The sequence below is a fragment of the Sphingobacterium sp. UBA865 genome, assembly GCF_002295765.1.
Taxonomy (GTDB): Bacteria; Bacteroidota; Bacteroidia; order Sphingobacteriales; family Sphingobacteriaceae; genus Sphingobacterium; species Sphingobacterium multivorum.
In genome coordinates this window covers 59,387-74,377 of the sequence record NZ_DBGB01000041.1, presented here as the reverse complement: position 1 = coordinate 74,377, position 14,991 = coordinate 59,387, and the positions used below count along the sequence as shown (strand labels likewise).

Here is a 14,991-nt window from a genome sequence, read left to right as displayed (position 1 = left end):
GTTTTTTGTTATTGTTGCAGTTTTACTTCTGTAAAGATGATAGGGAGTTCAACGATCATGTTTTTGTCCCCCTGACGCATTGATTTTTTGAATTCAGTGAATTCCACATTTTTAAGGATGTCTGTCACTGTTGGCGTTTCCGAAGCAGGAACATAGGATACCACCAGGTCAAAGGATAATGAAAGTACATCCTTATTTGGCGCGGACTGGATCATTGCTTCCAGTTCACTTTGCCAGATGGAGATCTTTCCCTCATAACTATTGTTTCCCGATCCAATGGAATGCGGATTTGAACCACGGCCATAAATGGCTTCCTTTTCTCTCTTTTTCGTGTATTCCACTTCGGTAATCCCTTCGAGGATCCTACCGCCCAGAGCGATGCTGATATCGCTCCATGAATATTGCTTGCTTGAAAACTCCATACTATTGATTGTTTAAGGTTGTCGTAAAACCGATGTTGACTTCCACCTGTTTGGCATATCCAACCGGCTGTATCCGAATGGTAACCTGCATGACACCTGTGCTCAGGATACTTTGATTTTCATCGATGAAACATTCCTGCCCGGAAATATTGCCGGCAGCTGTCATCGCGGAAAGTGCATTCTCCATCTGTCCCTGCCATGATTTTATGATGGCCGGATGAATTTTACCAAGGGGTGTTACGTTGATTTCATCCAACAGATTTTCAACTAGTGTTGCATAGGCAATAATGATCGCTTTATCCATGACCAGTCCCCGTGCCAGGGAGTTGAAATCATCTGTATCCTTGGTCAGGGTAACATCATCCGTGAAGAAATAGCCGCTTTTACCAACAAACGAACGCAAGAATACATAGCCCTTATTGTGGATGGCATCCCAGGAAGTTTGAAGAGTTTCAACCTTTGCACCATTGGTAAAATAAGCTGTAAGGCTTTCAATTGGTCCATCGGCAACGCGCCCGATATTGCGCTGTACAGGAGTTCTGGCCAACCGTCCGAGTGCCAGACCTACGGAAGCCTCTTTGCTGCCATCGTTATTTGCGATCAGGATCACGACACGGTTGTTTTCCGTTGTCTTGTAGCTTTTCAGATCGGCCACGACAGCAGAAAAATTATTACCGGAGATGATCACACGGATAGGCATAAAGCGTTCGGTATAGGTATCTGCCAGAGCCTGTGCTTTTATTACTGCAGTATGCACATCTCCGTCTAATCCATCTGTAATAACAGGTTCCGCCGCAGCCTTTTTGAGCGCACCCAGCACACGGATCGCACCGCCGGCAGCATCGAGTAATTTGGGAGCATACTGCCCGGTGATGTCGAGCATATTGGTATATGTCGTTGCGTCGCTGACAAGCATAAACCATATTTCAGCCCCTTGCCCGGCTTCATTGTAGAACTGCGAGAAAAAATTGTATGCGAAGGCATTTGTGCCTGCAACAGTGATTCCCAGATTTTCAATCTCAACAAGACTAAAAGCCTGATAAGCGGTATTGATCTGCACGTTATCCACTACAGAAACGCCCGTCAATACGACACCAATAATTTTATCACTGGTGACCAGCTGCTGGAGCAGCCCGCCATTCTGAATGTTAAATTTAATATTGGGTAAATTCATCTTAAATGCTTTTATCTTTTATGGACTGAATAATCTTGACAGCATCGGCCCAGTCCAATTTGCCGTCTGCAGTGATCTCGATAGCGAGAGCCGTTGCGAGCTTCAGCCGCTCACCGTTTCGGTCTGCCCAGTCCATTGACTGAAGTATCTCCGAAACTTTGAGTACGATCTCATGCGGATCGGTCAGATCGGCCACTTCCGCGAACAGCTTGAACTGTTTTAGAAAATCCGGAAGTCTATTCCTTAACCACGCTACTGCAGCATCATCCACTTTGTTGCTGGTCAGGGATACCAGAAAATCCGTTGCCGGGTTATCCACGGCCTGATAAATCACATCGATCACTGTAACAGCGATGGACAAAGCTCTTTTATAACCGGGTGAAAGGGTTGAAAAGATCGCTTTGATCTTTTCAACCAATTTTTTAATAAATTTTATCATCTGTTTTTTTTATTGATGTTACCATCTGGCCTTCGTTCCCCGGATATCATAATGCACGAATCCCGGATAGATTCCCAGACCGCCCTGAACCATTTTGCCTTCCTTGATCAACTTTTCAATTACAGCAGCCAATTGGCTCGGCGTGTAACCTTTTGCATTGATATCGCTGGCTTCAGCTGTCAGGTGTTTGGAATTCGGAACGCCGCCCACCGCTTTATTGTGGGAAGGAGTGCGATAGCCCGAACCGGTGACCGTAACAGGAACTCCGAGATAATCCCGTAGGACCTGAAGGTTTTTGGCCAGCTTGGTCACATTGCCATAATATTGCTTTGGCACCGGTGTCCCATCTTTACAGTCGAACTCTTCGAGCTTAAAATTTTTAGTTAGCTGCATCTGGTTCCTTGTTTTCTTCTTCTGGTATTTCAGCTGAAGTATTCTCACCACTTGTTTGCTCCTGATCAGAATTTTCTGACTGACCATTTAAGTCCAGTTTATCAATTGATTCGTCTGAAGTATCCGCGTTGAGCTTTTGTCCAGCATCATCGGCAACTACAGTATCAGTGACTAACTGATCCTTTTCTTTAGCCGCTGGAGTTTTAGTATTTTTTTCAGATGCTTTCTTCCCAGCAGCTGCTGTTGCCTTTTGGGTGTCAGCTTTTTTATCCGTTTTGGATCCGCCCGTAGCATCCGCTGTTTTTTCTTCAGCAGCTGCTGTGGAAATAGAAGATTCGTTAAAAGTTTCCACTTCTTTTTCTTCCAGTGTCGAAGCGTGAGCAGTTGCGTGCTGTTTTTGAAGAAATAAGGTTCCATCGCTAGTTCCGAACAGTTCGGCCGTGCCGGGATTACTTTTAAAGTAATCACCGGCTCTTTCTTTAATTGATTTCATAATGCCGAATATTTTTAATAAATAGCTGCCAAATATTTAGGTGCCGATGCTCTGATGTTCCCAACCAGTGCACGCTGTGCAAAGGATATCGTGTCCGCCTGACTGCCGCTCGCTCCAAGGGTAGCATACATTTCTGTGTCACCAAAACAACGGAACACCTCATCTGTACACCAAGCGAAGGAAGCACGTTTGTCTGTTGCGTCCATAACAGCCCCGAAAGGTTTTTTTACCCCGGCATCTGTGTAGATCGGATTTTGTGTGTAGCTATAAATTTTGAAACCATAAGGAGTCTGACCTTTTTCAGCCAGGATCTCTTTGTAAAGTTTCACATTCTCTTTACGGATTTTTGCCATGTGGATCGGATCAAGACAAAAATTCAGGCCATCTGTTTTATCCAGCTGTGCATAAAATAACTGAATATCGATCAGGGCATCGATCACACTGTCATTCGCACCCAATTTCAATATTTTATTGAAAGCATTATTGGCTGTGGGCGACCATGCAAAGGCCGCACGTTTACCAATATTTTTACCAAGGCTGATTTTATGCCGGTTGATGATACTTTCTTTTCTATTGTACTGCAGTTCAACTTCCTGTAAACGGCGGTGACGTGTCTGTTCAGTACTGTACGTTTTCAGTACTACTTCACCCGGAATATCTTCAATGGTTGCAAAAGGTAAGTCATCGTCGTTTCCTTCAAAATAATCCTCATGAACCCCCGGTTCCACGCCTGCTTCAGCCAAATGGAGTTTGTTGTTTTCAACGAATTCCGAGAGGTCAGTACTGGCCGCCACAAAACTCGTGTCGGGCACTGGATTTTCCTTGATACCAGGAACCCAGATTTCGGTCTGAAGCCCGATAAATGCACCGCTGATTCCAAACGGTTTTACAAACTGCAGCCCGGTACCCACACCGAAAACTACAGCAGTGGATGCTACAGCATTAAAGCCTGCGAACGATAATGCTGTACCGATCAACATGGCCAATAAAAGATTGGCAAAAACTGCCTTTAAGGATAATTTGTTTTTCATTTCTGTTTGTTGGATTAGATTATAATTTGGGTTCCACATTGTACTCGGCCTTATATAAGGCCTTGAATTCTTCCGGCTCTTCGTTGCGCAAACGCATCAGCTCATCAGGGTTTTCCTTGGATAACTTGACAAAGTCTCCTTTTTGATAGCCCTCCTTTGCTTGTAGCTGTACTGTTTTTCCACCGGCCACGAAATCTTTGACAAGTTTTACTTTGCTGGAAACACCGTTTTCACCTTCCTTTTCCGCAATCAGTCGGGAAAGGGTTACTTTCTGACCATTGAAATCAGATTTGAAAGCGGAAAGCTGTGCATCTTTCAACGCCTCAGGGATCAGGTTTAGCTGGATCGCTTTTTCAACCAGCAGCGTTGCGTCTTGCGTCTGGCTTGTTTCTACTTCTTTTTTTAGCGCATCAAGCTGTGTTTCCGCTGTTGTTTTACTGAGCTTCACCTTGCTGATCTCAGAAAGGATCGCACTTTCATCCGCATCCGGGATCAGGCCCAGTGCGATTGCAATTGTTTTAAAGGACATAGTTTTTGGATTTTGAATTTCTAGTTTTGAAAGCTGGACAGTAGATCCATTGCGGCTTAATTTTAGCGCCCCGTCATTACCTCCGATATCGACGATCGAGATCTCGATCAATTTACACTTGGTGACCGTTTCATAAGATTGGCCGGGCAATAAGTCTGACGGTTCAGTGCTGGTCGAAATAATGTCTGCGTAGATGCTGGCCATACGGATGTAACCGCGTTCGACTTTCTCCGCAATCTTTTTCGCGAAATCGTCTTGCATATCGAATTCGATTTCAGCAATCAATTTGTCACCTTCTTTGGACAGAGATAGGCACCTGCCGATTACTTCACTGCCTCTCTCATCTTTCAGAAAACGGTCATGTCCGAAATAGACTACCGCATTTTTCATATACTGGACATAATCGATCCCTTCAGTCAGAACCCGGTATCCGTATGCATTAACATCGTTGGTATTTACAATGAATTTATGTGTCATCTTCCTTTGTTGATGAAGCAAAATTGACACGATTTTGGGCGTTAAAAAAATTGGCGATCAATGATTGTAAGCAACTTAACAATCATTGTAAGCGTAGTATACAATCCTTGATCCTGCTTTTTATCACCTCCTTAAATTGGTGGAGATTTGTGCTAAACAATAGATAAAAATGCAGGATTTTTTGATTGACGACGATATCCTGATCCAGGGTGGGGACCTTGTGATCGGCAATTCCGACAGGCAGCACCAGAAGCACATCCTTATCGCACAGAAAGGTGAATACCGGCAGTTCCCGGAACTGGGAGTCGGTATCAACAATATACTCAGCGGAGAGGATGCAACCAAGATGCTGATCGAAGCGAAACGGAACTTTGAGTACGACCGGATGAAGGTCAAAGAGTTGCGCTTTACCGAAGAAAACACATTGATTATTAACGCACCATATACCGAATAATGGCAAAAGAGCAGATTGAAGAGCCTTTGGAACAAAAGAAAGGCCGCATGAACAACACGCAGCGCGATCGCAAGATGGCCGATGCCAGAGGAATGTACCTCAGGGGATATTCGCTGCAGTCGATTTCCGAAATGGAGACCATTCAGGTCGGTGTAAAGACATTGGCCAAATGGGCAAAGGATGAATGCTGGGAGGAAGAAAAGCAGCTGCAGAATATCTCACCAAATGAGATCAAGGCGATGATCCTAAAAAATGTCGCCGCAATTAAATCCGGCAAAGCCATGCCATTTAAGCCTGATGATATCTCCAAGCTGGCAGCAGCCTGGGAAAAAATGGATGACGCAAAAAAAAGGGCTGTCTTTACGATGGAAGCTTTTGATGGATTCATTGATTTTATGCTGGACAGAACAGCGAAGTCAAAAGCAAAAAAAAGGGAAAGGTCACTGGAAATCCTAAAGGAGATCCGCGAACTGCAGGATGAATATCTGAACACATTGTTATGACCCAGAGCGAATACAAAGCAGCCCTTGAAAAATATAGGGCCAAATCAAAATTTATCCGGGAACTGACTTATCAGACCCTTGTCAAAGAGACGGCAGAGGAGCAGGAAGAACGCATCAAGCATCTGCTGATGCCCGAACATTATGGTGAATTCTTCGACTACTATTTTGGTATCGGCTGTAGCACCGCGCTTGCCGATGCCAGGACACCACGTTTTCACATCGACGATTATAACCGGCTCTATCATGACCCCTACATCAGGCAGATCAGAAAGAAGTTCCGAGGTGCCGGCAAAAGTATCCAGTCAAACGTTGGGAACCTTTTGCACCTCAAACAGAATGACGAAAGTTTCTTTGCGCTGATCATAGGCATGAACGAAAAGCTCGCTAAGATCTTATTAAGCGATTTGCAGATGCAGCTGGAAAGCAATGAACGGTTTATCAAGGATTTCGGTATGCAGATCAGTTATGGAGACTGGGCGGACGGTGAATTTGAAACAATAGACAGAAGGCACTATCAGGGACTCGGACTTAACCAGCCATTTCGCGGGTTAAGATTTGGTGCAAATCGTCCTGATATAGCCATCTTGGATGACTGTGAAGACATTGACCGTGCAAACAGGCCCGATCAGGTAAAGAAATATGGCAAAAAGATCACCGGTGACCTGGTCAAGGCCTTCCACCGGAAAAGGGGGCGGCTGATCGTAAACAACAATTACATTGTGAAGGAAGGTATACTGGATTACATGGAAGAAAAATGGAAAGATAACCCACATTACCATGATTCCACAACCAATCTGGCGACCGTGAATATCACGCTGGAGAATTACAAAAGTGTTGACTGGGAGCCTAGTTTTCCGGAACGTGATACCAGGGAAGATGTTATCCGTGTTCTCGAAAGTGATGATTATTTCACCTCCCAGCGCGAGGATTTCAATAATCCGATAGACGAAGGTAAGCTGATTAAGGCAACGGATATCATCAAAGTACGCATTGCTAAAAATCAGGTGTGGGACGGTATCCTTGATCACTGGGATTTGAGTTATACCGGACTGGGTGATTACAAGGCCGGGGTATTGCTGGGTATAAAGGGGATCAAACTCTATGTCCTTGAAGTGTTCTGTCAGAAATGCGAGATCAACTCCGCAATGGAGGTACGTGCCCAGTGGGTTAAGAAATATCTCATGAATGGATATAATGCCCTTGGATTCTTTGATGCAACAGCTGCACAGCAGGCCGTTTATACACCTATTATCGTTCAGTCTGCAGAAGATAACGATTGCCCCAATATTCCGATCCCGATGCATCAGGATGGTGATAAACACAACCGGATCGCAGCTGGCTTATTGAATATCTTCTTTCGTAAACTTCTGTTCTGGGATGAGACATTGGAGGAAAGGTGCCCCGATTTTAAGTTGTTCATGAAACTTATCCTGGCTTTCGAAAAAGGCATCCCTACAGGAGATGACCCTGCCGATACCCTGGAACGCGCTGTCACGCTTGCACAGCAGTTCTTTGGCTTTTCAAAAGAAGAAACCAACAACAATGCTAAACCTAAAATGGGTAAAAAGAAAAAAAGAAGACTATGACACCAAAGAAAGAACTCTACCTGTCGGTCCGTGACCGGATCGGTACCGTTACAGGTATTGAATATATTGACATCAACCGGAACCAGTTCGGACCGGGAAAGGAAAATTATCCCCAATACTACACGGCCAGCCTGATCAGGATTACCGGGATCACATGGGAAACTATGGTCGAGCAGCTGCAGGAAGGGCTGGCAACAGTAGAAGTTATCCTCTACACACTGGATGGATTCGCAGACCAGCTGTTCGGCACAATGGATCAGGATGACGGCTTGACTGAAATCGACCTGATCGATGATATCACGGATAAGCTCCAGTTTTTGGAAGGCAGTTCCTTCAGGCCGCTACAGCAGATCGATGAAGGATCCATCGATACCGATATTGAAGGCATGATGGCTTACAGGATGACTTTCAATTGTCAGGTCTACCGTAAGACAGCATCACGTTACACCAAGGTCCAGAACCCTTTTAAACAATAATTAAAAAGCATTTAAATGAGTTTTATAACCAAAGAAGAATTAAAGACCGTTTCTACACTGGAAATAGTCAATCTGATCACAGGCACCGAGGACAGTATCGTTGAGGATATCATCGATGAAAGTGTCGAGCTGATGGAAAATTATCTTTTTCAATACTATGACACCGATACGATTTTTTCTGCTACTGGAGCAGGCCGCAAAAAGATCGTGATCCGCCTATTGAAGAAGATCGTGATCCATGAGATTTTCGTCAGGCGCAGCCGGGTGATGAACCAGACCGTCAAAGATGGCTACGAAGAAGCAATAACATTACTGGAAAAAGCAGGTGAGGGCGAAATAAAGCTTGATCTACCATCAAAGATCGTTGACAGTGACGGCGATGGCGTTCCGGACCAAGAAGTGTCATTTTTGAAGTTGGGCAGCAATAAAAATTATCCTAACCACTGGTAATATGAATCTATTTGTCAAACTACGGGGATTTATGCAGCGTGATCTCCCGGCTATCATTGAGACCGAAGGGCTCAATTTTATCAAGAAAAATTTTAGGGATCAGGGGTATACCGACCGGAGCTTCAAAAAATGGAAAGACCGGAAAACGGTTGATTCCAAAGGCAAAGATCTGACCAGATACAGGACCAATAAGGTTGGTACGATCGGGACACTTACCAAGTTCGGACAAAAACAGAACGGACGTGCTATCTTGACCGGGCACCGGACAGGCGGAAACAAACTTAAAAATTCATTCCGGGCACGAGCTACAGCTTCTGAAGTGAAGTTTTCGACTTCCAAAGAATATGCTGAACAGCATAACGAAGGAAAGGGTAATATGCCCAAAAGACAGTTTATCGGCAATTCAGCATATCTCAACAACAAAATCAAGAGCAAAATCACTAGAACCCTAAACAATATTTTTAGAAATGGCTAAATCAACAAAATTGACAGGTAAAAACGTTTCAAGTGCTGTCAAAGCAGATATACAGAAAGCGACCAATCTGATGGTCGATATCATCAAGCGTACACGCTCCATATGGAGAAAGGAGATCACGGACTGGCAGCGCGCACGCACCTGTTTTTATTCCGTGGACAACCCTCAGACCTATCTGATGCAGTCGACCTATGATGACGCATTGCTGGATGGCCACCTGACCGGGATCACGGAGGACAGGACACTCCGGAACATCAATAAAGACTATGGTTTCTTTGATCCTGATGGCAAACATGATGTCGAGCGAAGCAAATTTATAGACAAAAAATCCTGGTTCCGAAAATGTGTTAAGTATGCCCATGAAAGTACTTTTCGTGGTACAACGGTCATATTGGTAAATGCGGAGACAAAGGGCACTATTGACGACGTCGAACTAATTGAGCGTGGTCTGGTGGTTCCACAGCGTGGATTGATCGTCAGTGACTATCTCTCTCAGCGAGGGATCGCTTATGGAGACTTTAGGGAGGTTTTACTGGAGGCGGAATTTTACAACCAGATCGGCCTATTGGAAAAAGCTGTACCCTATACGATCCTAAAACGGCATAGCTGGGGATCATGGGACGAGTTCGAGGAACTCTTTGGCATCCCGATCCGTATTGCTAAAATAGCGAGCCGTAGCGAACAGGTAAAAAATGAAGTTGCCGGATGGTTGGAAGAAATGGGGAGTTCGTCTTATGGAGTGTTTCCCCTGGGCACCGAAGTTGAAATCAAGGAGAATTCAAAATCGGATGCTTTCAATGTATTCTATATGAAAATTAAAGCCCTTGACGCGGAGCTGTCAAAATTGGTGTTGCATCAGACGATGACTACCGATAGCGGAAGCAGCAGGTCTCAGGGGGAAGTGCACGAAGAAACATTAAAACAGGTGACAATGTCCGATGACCAGCTTATGCTTTCTTTTTTGAACGATATGCTCGTGCCCTCGATGCGTGCCAATGGTTATGATATTCCTGATGGATACAGTATTGATATCGTGCCTACCTTGGACGTAGACCGACAGATCAAGATTGATAGTGAACTGATGAAAAATGGATTTATTCCGACCAAAGAATATGTGGAACGTGTATATGGAATGGAAATTGAATCAGTCCCGGCCGATCGTCCCGTTGGCGGCCAGCCGACAGCCGAAAAGGAGACCGAGCAGGGAAAGCAATAAACCTGCTCAAGCTTCTTTACCGGACCCAGTGCTGCACCGTTAACCCAAATGTTGTCAGGCTGACCAAAGGAAAGGAAAGAAGTTTGGGCAGGTTGATCGAAAAATATATAGATCAGATCTTTGATGAACGAAATGTCGATCTACAGACCCGTCAAAAACTATGGGCTTTTTATAAGGGTATATTCTCTGCGGGTATTACAAAAGCGTTTAGGAATAAAGGCAATATTACTATCGAGTCAGGAGATCTAGCTGAATTACTGAAGGGAGATATCGCAAAATTTTCAGCTTTTAAGGAGGATCATTTTCATGAGGCCCTGATCGACTTGATAAATAAAAAGGCTGGTGCCGTACCGACGCGTAAGGAATTCAAGACGGAGGCGATCAAACTCAATGAACTTTATAACCGTACATGGCTGGATACGGAATTTGACATGACCGTTGCCAAAGCACAAAGCGCCCTGGAATGGAAAGATTACGAAGGTAGATTGCACCTTTACCCAAACGTTAGATACATTGCAGTTGGAGACGCCAGAACAAGGCCCCTGCATATGGCCTATGACGGATTGGTCCTGCCTTTCCATCATTCTTTTTGGACCAAACATTTGCCGCCATGGGAATATGGCTGTCGTTGTGGTACCGAGCAGACCGATGATGATGTGTTGGTTCCTGAAGGAATTGATCTGGATATCAAAAATAAACCCGGCACCGGCGGTAATCCGGCCATTACCGGTAAGATATTTGAGAATGATCATCCATATTATCAGATCGGCAATGGTAGTACGAAAGATGTTGAAAAGAGACTGGAGAAATTTATTGACCAGGAAGACTATGAAATGCTCCGGAGCAACAGCGGATGGGAAAAAGCATTTGATGATATCAAGAGGGTAAAACTGGAGGATAAATTCCCTCATGTTGGAGCAGAGGAATTAGCTACATTACATGATTACACCGGCTCTGGGTATAGTCGATTAAACCAAACACTTTTCGCAGGTAAAACGACTGATTACTTTGGAGCATACGAAAGAATCCTGAACAAGACACTTGAAAAGCTTCCGGTCAGTGAACAGAAAATACTATTTCGGGGTGTTAGATACAACGAGACTATTTTTAAACAGTATGCTGATAATATTGGAAAAGAAGTCATGCATGGAGGGTTTACCAGTAGCTCCACAGAATATGCTATAGCAAATAGTTTCTCAGGAGGTGATAAAATGATTTTTCATATCGCACACAAAAGTGGGCGTACTGTAGGTGAAATTTCCGCATTTTCGGAAACTTTCGGCAGCTCCAGTGAATACGAAGTACTGTTTAAATCAAAAACGAAATTTATTGTCAGGGGGGTAGAAAAGATAGAAGACAGATATGATATCTATTTGGAAGAAATTTGAGAACCTTCCGGGATTTCACATTTACGCGAAAAATGGCGGCTTGTTTCTTCAAGTCGCTTTTTTTCTTCTGGAGTCATCTCTTCAGTTCGTTTTCGAGATTCTTCCTGAAGCTTTGCACTCATTTTTTTCATTTCTTCAAGTCTAGCCATATCACAAAGTTACGTAATAAAATTTTATAAAATACAACAGTCTAGAAACAATTTAATTAACAGCGTAGCAGCCTTCCTCTTTCAGGATTGCTCTAACTGTACGCGAAGCAATAAAAAAGCGCTTTGCAGCTTCATCTTCCAGCGCATCAAGACGCCATTGGGGATGTTTCTTGCAAAGTTCAGCGAAATAGTTTTTAACAGCTTGATTGCGTTCTTTCAGTCGTTGTTTGGCCATTGACACAAAGATACAAAATACCATATTACAAAAAAAGCCTGAGTGTATTTGACTCAGGCTTCTTTTTTAATTTGTTTCAATTGGTTCCACCGGGCTATCATCAGATGGTGTATCATATGTTAGATAATTATATTCATCCTGACGTGAATACCATTTAAAATGCAGCTCTTTAAATCTTAGTCTATTAACCATTTCTCTCATACTTTCCGAGATTGTTTTAATATTCTTATTGGTAGCAAATGCAGCTCCTACCAACATAAGCTTTGAGCTGTTATTACCCATAATGCTAACTTCAATATCATGCTCCCACATCAATTTATTTGAAATTTTAGCATACGCTCTCCTTAATATTGGAAATTCCTTACTTTGATAAACAGGCAATCTCTTTTTTATTTTTTTAACCAGAGTGACTATTGAATCAGCCTTTTCAGATTCCGCTTTCTCAAGATCTTTGTAAACACTTGCCAATAACGCGTATCTAAGATTAATTTCCGTTGCGTCTTTGGCATCTTTAGATATTGGGGTTGGATCCATACTGATTAAATTAAAAGAACCTTTTAACCGTTGACCGATATTAAGTTCTTTATTGGCAGCTGTAGTATCGGTACTTGTCGAATCCGAGGAACTTACATTGGAGTCACTTCCAGAACACATTTTTGTGATTCCGCCCATAAATGCTAATCCAAAAAATATAGCAGCCATTAATAAACATCCTTTTGCTTTATTAGGCTTTTGTCCACTATTGCCAGTAGACGATTGATTGTTACTTCGATTCATTTTGCTTTTCGATTAATAATTGCTTAAATATATAAAATATTACATATTGAATTTACGGTTTACCTTATTTAATTCTTTACCCAGTCTATGGTATTTCCGACCCTGTCTTTTTTCGGCTGCAGTCCCAAACTGCGTAAATGCTTCCAGTATTGAGAAAGATCTGCGGGGCTCAATTTATCGGCATAATCTTTTGACCAGGTATTTGGAAATCCTACCGTTCCTTTCTTGGATATCTCCAACAGCAGCTCATTATAGTACCGGACGAGGTTGGATATCGAATGTTTGCCCTTGAAAAGGAAATTCTCACTTTCAAAATAGTGCTTCAAAATTTCTTCAGTAATTTTTATACTGGAGATCTTTCCGCCATCCTGTCGCGACGCCTTATATTTAATACGGTTGTATTTCTCGTACATAATGCAAAACATGGCGACTTTTTTATTCGTCGCCATTTCAACTACTTTCTCACAGGACAGTCCTATCTGTTGGCTTTTGGCGACAACTTCTTCCTCGACATAAGCAACACTGGTCATTAAACCTCTAAACTGGCCTTCGTTTAAAGGGCTTTTAACAGCTATTTCAATAGCCTTTAAAAAGCCCTGGTCAAAGGTCACATACAGACAGCCATCTATCTTTTGCGACGTTAATTTATAAACCTGTTTCATATTCTGCATTCAATGGCTCCTTCAGCCTTTTTAAATAATCAAGCTTTTCCAAACAATATTCATAGGTAGCCATATCATAACGCCCTTTCACAACTTGAAAAAAATATTTCCCAGTGGCAACATCGTTATAGATCTTTACCCCGTGATGTTCACCTACTAAATGTATTTTTCCATATTCTATTTTGATTTCCTTCATCGTTTCAATGCTTTAAGATGATCCGGTTTAACTTTGGTCTCGAATATCGTCAGAACCTGTCCGAGCTCTATCATATCCAACCTATTCAAAGGTTTCTTTTTTTGCTTTATGCAAAAATCGTCAATGATTGTTTTTAGTTCAGCAGTTGATTTATGGAAGTACATTTCCCGGGCTATGCTGAACATCTTTTTCCGCATCGCATCTCCAGGAGCAGGCTCCCAGTCATCAGGGATTTTTTGAACTGATGACTGCATACTTACCATCATTTCGAAAAGTTGGTCAAACTCCTGATCAGACATTTCCCGACAGCTTTTTGTCCTCCCCTCTGTAAATTCAAAGACGGCCTCTTCTTTTGTCTTACCCAGTGCCTTGCACATGGCATAAAAACGACGATAGTCCCTGGACATAACTAACTTTCATTTTCAAAATAAACCTTGTAGTAATTCATTCCCTTTTTCTCGTCGAAACCTTTCTCAATAAAATCCCGTTTTCCAGTTAAGTGGATCTGTGCATTTTTATCAAGCTTGATCACATTTTTAAAACCAGCCTTATTTTTCTTGATGGCGGTATCAGAAAGTGGAAAATCATTTGGAATCTTCACCTCCAGTATCTCTTCAGCATTCGCTTTGGATATTCTAAATAGCTCGATAGCTTGTTCTGATCCAATGACCGACTCTTCAAAGTCTTCCTGCGAGAAATTGTCATTTTCCTTAAAATATGCCTGTGCTTTATTGAGCAGATCGATCTTGTCTATCTTTTCAACTTCAAAAACTTCATCCAATCCATCAACAAAGTTTTTGAAAACCTTGATCGTTGCTGTTGTCTGAAAATTTGAATCATTCCGTAATTTTAACTGAAGGAATTCGTCCTGCCAGTATATTTTCTCAAAATCTTTGGTGCCACCGGCAATGATCACTGTGTAACCTTGTTCCTTTTCTCTGTTAAGGATAATAGCTGCTTTATCCAAATTATATAAGCCTATTGCCCTAGCGATATTGAGACGATAGTTCCCCTGTTCAGGGCTTGCTTCTATATACAATTCCTTCTTATCGGCCTTGTATACAGCTAATGCCTCACACTGTTCTCCCTCAAATTGGACACCTTCAAAATGCACCGTATAGAATTCACCGCTATTTATCTTAAGATGATTGGATACATCATAGAGATGCTTTGCCAAAAGCTCCGATGTTTGCTGAAATTTGAGGCGACTGGTAAAAAAATCATTTGCATAATGGTAAACTTCATTTAGGTCCAAACTTCCATTGGGGTGGTAAAGCCTATGCACAGCGCTGTCTGGCGGGAATGGCGAACAGAAAAAATTCATTAATAACAACCGGGTATCGTTATCCTGTGCGTCTATATTCAGGGGACTGTCAGATAGCTGATAGAATTCATCCCTGATCTTGTTGCCGACTTTATGGACGGAAACAGCTTTAATTTTTGAATCTTGAAAAAATAACATGATA

At 42.7% G+C, this 14,991-nt stretch carries 22 protein-coding genes; 8 read left to right on the top strand and 14 right to left on the bottom strand.

The window, feature by feature from the left end:
- Positions 1 to 8 precede the first annotated feature (8 nt).
- The 7 genes from B2O97_RS22375 to B2O97_RS22345 are packed head-to-tail and all read right to left on the bottom strand — an operon-like array spanning position 9 to position 4,958.
- Complete coding sequence (locus B2O97_RS22375) at positions 9 to 422, bottom strand: hypothetical protein (RefSeq protein WP_286768188.1); 414 nt, start codon at positions 420 to 422, stop codon at positions 9 to 11.
- A 1-nt stretch (position 423) separates the two neighbouring features.
- The gene (locus tag B2O97_RS22370) at positions 424 to 1,596 is read right to left on the bottom strand and encodes a DUF2586 family protein (RefSeq protein ID WP_286768187.1); all 1,173 of its coding nucleotides are present in this window, start codon (positions 1,594 to 1,596) and stop codon (positions 424 to 426) included.
- 1 nt (position 1,597) lies between these two features.
- Positions 1,598 to 2,035 carry a hypothetical protein gene (locus B2O97_RS22365; protein ID WP_286768186.1) on the bottom strand — a complete coding sequence of 146 codons (438 nt, stop codon included), beginning with the start codon at positions 2,033 to 2,035 and terminating at the stop codon, positions 1,598 to 1,600.
- A gap of 18 nt (positions 2,036 to 2,053) precedes the next feature.
- Positions 2,054 to 2,428 carry a YcbK family protein gene (locus B2O97_RS22360; protein ID WP_286768185.1) on the bottom strand — a complete coding sequence of 125 codons (375 nt, stop codon included), beginning with the start codon at positions 2,426 to 2,428 and terminating at the stop codon, positions 2,054 to 2,056.
- Entirely contained in the window at positions 2,415 to 2,921 is a 507-nt protein-coding gene (locus tag B2O97_RS22355) for a hypothetical protein (protein ID WP_286768184.1), read from the bottom strand. Before B2O97_RS22355 ends, B2O97_RS22360 begins: the two co-directional genes overlap by 14 nt.
- A 14-nt stretch (positions 2,922 to 2,935) precedes the next feature.
- Positions 2,936 to 3,952 carry a hypothetical protein gene (locus B2O97_RS22350; RefSeq protein ID WP_286768183.1) on the bottom strand — a complete coding sequence of 339 codons (1,017 nt, stop codon included), beginning with the start codon at positions 3,950 to 3,952 and terminating at the stop codon, positions 2,936 to 2,938.
- A 19-nt stretch (positions 3,953 to 3,971) separates the two neighbouring features.
- Positions 3,972 to 4,958, bottom strand: coding sequence for an HK97 family phage prohead protease (locus B2O97_RS22345; protein ID WP_286768182.1), 987 nt, complete (start codon positions 4,956 to 4,958; stop codon positions 3,972 to 3,974).
- A gap of 169 nt (positions 4,959 to 5,127) precedes the next feature.
- Here B2O97_RS22345 and B2O97_RS22340 point away from each other — a divergent pair, with 169 nt between their 5' ends.
- The 8 genes from B2O97_RS22340 to B2O97_RS22305 all read left to right on the top strand — a co-directional run bounded on the left by B2O97_RS22340 (position 5,128) and on the right by B2O97_RS22305 (position 11,506).
- Positions 5,128 to 5,412: a hypothetical protein gene (locus B2O97_RS22340; RefSeq protein WP_286768181.1), complete on the top strand. Its 285-nt coding sequence runs from the start codon at positions 5,128 to 5,130 to the stop codon at positions 5,410 to 5,412.
- Positions 5,412 to 5,915 carry a terminase gpP N-terminus-related DNA-binding protein gene (locus B2O97_RS22335; RefSeq protein ID WP_286768180.1) on the top strand — a complete coding sequence of 168 codons (504 nt, stop codon included), beginning with the start codon at positions 5,412 to 5,414 and terminating at the stop codon, positions 5,913 to 5,915. The genes B2O97_RS22340 and B2O97_RS22335 overlap by 1 nt, the downstream gene beginning before the upstream one ends.
- Complete coding sequence (locus B2O97_RS22330) at positions 5,912 to 7,501, top strand: hypothetical protein (protein ID WP_286768179.1); 1,590 nt, start codon at positions 5,912 to 5,914, stop codon at positions 7,499 to 7,501. The genes B2O97_RS22335 and B2O97_RS22330 overlap by 4 nt, the downstream gene beginning before the upstream one ends.
- A complete protein-coding gene (locus B2O97_RS22325; protein WP_286768178.1) occupies positions 7,498 to 7,977 on the top strand; it encodes a hypothetical protein in 480 nt (159 codons plus the stop codon). Before B2O97_RS22330 ends, B2O97_RS22325 begins: the two co-directional genes overlap by 4 nt.
- Positions 7,978 to 7,992: 15 nt before the next feature.
- Positions 7,993 to 8,427 (top strand): phage protein Gp36 family protein, encoded by a 435-nt coding sequence (locus B2O97_RS22320; RefSeq protein ID WP_286768177.1) that lies wholly within the window; start codon positions 7,993 to 7,995, stop codon positions 8,425 to 8,427.
- Position 8,428: 1 nt separating this feature from the next.
- Positions 8,429 to 8,902 (top strand): hypothetical protein, encoded by a 474-nt coding sequence (locus B2O97_RS22315; protein WP_286768176.1) that lies wholly within the window; start codon positions 8,429 to 8,431, stop codon positions 8,900 to 8,902.
- On the top strand, positions 8,895 to 10,118 hold the full coding sequence (locus B2O97_RS22310; protein ID WP_286768175.1) for a phage portal protein family protein: 1,224 nt from the start codon (positions 8,895 to 8,897) through the stop codon (positions 10,116 to 10,118). Before B2O97_RS22315 ends, B2O97_RS22310 begins: the two co-directional genes overlap by 8 nt.
- A 92-nt stretch (positions 10,119 to 10,210) precedes the next feature.
- Positions 10,211 to 11,506 (top strand): ADP-ribosyltransferase domain-containing protein, encoded by a 1,296-nt coding sequence (locus tag B2O97_RS22305; RefSeq protein WP_286768174.1) that lies wholly within the window; start codon positions 10,211 to 10,213, stop codon positions 11,504 to 11,506.
- Here the strand turns inward: B2O97_RS22305 and B2O97_RS22300 are convergent.
- From B2O97_RS22300 to B2O97_RS22270, 7 genes are all read right to left on the bottom strand, one after another.
- The gene (locus tag B2O97_RS22300) at positions 11,488 to 11,655 is read right to left on the bottom strand and encodes a hypothetical protein (RefSeq protein ID WP_286768173.1); all 168 of its coding nucleotides are present in this window, start codon (positions 11,653 to 11,655) and stop codon (positions 11,488 to 11,490) included. The two genes, B2O97_RS22305 and B2O97_RS22300, sit on opposite strands and share 19 nt — an antisense overlap.
- Before the next feature lie 52 nt (positions 11,656 to 11,707).
- Positions 11,708 to 11,890, bottom strand: coding sequence for a hypothetical protein (locus B2O97_RS22295; RefSeq protein WP_286768172.1), 183 nt, complete (start codon positions 11,888 to 11,890; stop codon positions 11,708 to 11,710).
- A gap of 66 nt (positions 11,891 to 11,956) precedes the next feature.
- Entirely contained in the window at positions 11,957 to 12,667 is a 711-nt protein-coding gene (locus B2O97_RS22290; protein WP_286768171.1) for a hypothetical protein, read from the bottom strand.
- 68 nt (positions 12,668 to 12,735) lie between these two features.
- Positions 12,736 to 13,329, bottom strand: coding sequence for a hypothetical protein (locus B2O97_RS22285; protein WP_286768170.1), 594 nt, complete (start codon positions 13,327 to 13,329; stop codon positions 12,736 to 12,738).
- Positions 13,313 to 13,525, bottom strand: a complete 213-nt coding sequence (locus tag B2O97_RS22280) for a hypothetical protein (RefSeq protein ID WP_286768169.1) — start codon at positions 13,523 to 13,525, stop codon at positions 13,313 to 13,315. The genes B2O97_RS22285 and B2O97_RS22280 overlap by 17 nt, the downstream gene beginning before the upstream one ends.
- Positions 13,522 to 13,932, bottom strand: a complete 411-nt coding sequence (locus tag B2O97_RS22275) for a hypothetical protein (protein ID WP_286768168.1) — start codon at positions 13,930 to 13,932, stop codon at positions 13,522 to 13,524. The genes B2O97_RS22280 and B2O97_RS22275 overlap by 4 nt, the downstream gene beginning before the upstream one ends.
- Positions 13,933 to 13,934: 2 nt before the next feature.
- Positions 13,935 to 14,987: a nucleoid-associated protein gene (locus B2O97_RS22270; protein ID WP_286768167.1), complete on the bottom strand. Its 1,053-nt coding sequence runs from the start codon at positions 14,985 to 14,987 to the stop codon at positions 13,935 to 13,937.
- Between the last annotated feature and the right edge of the window lie 4 nt (positions 14,988 to 14,991).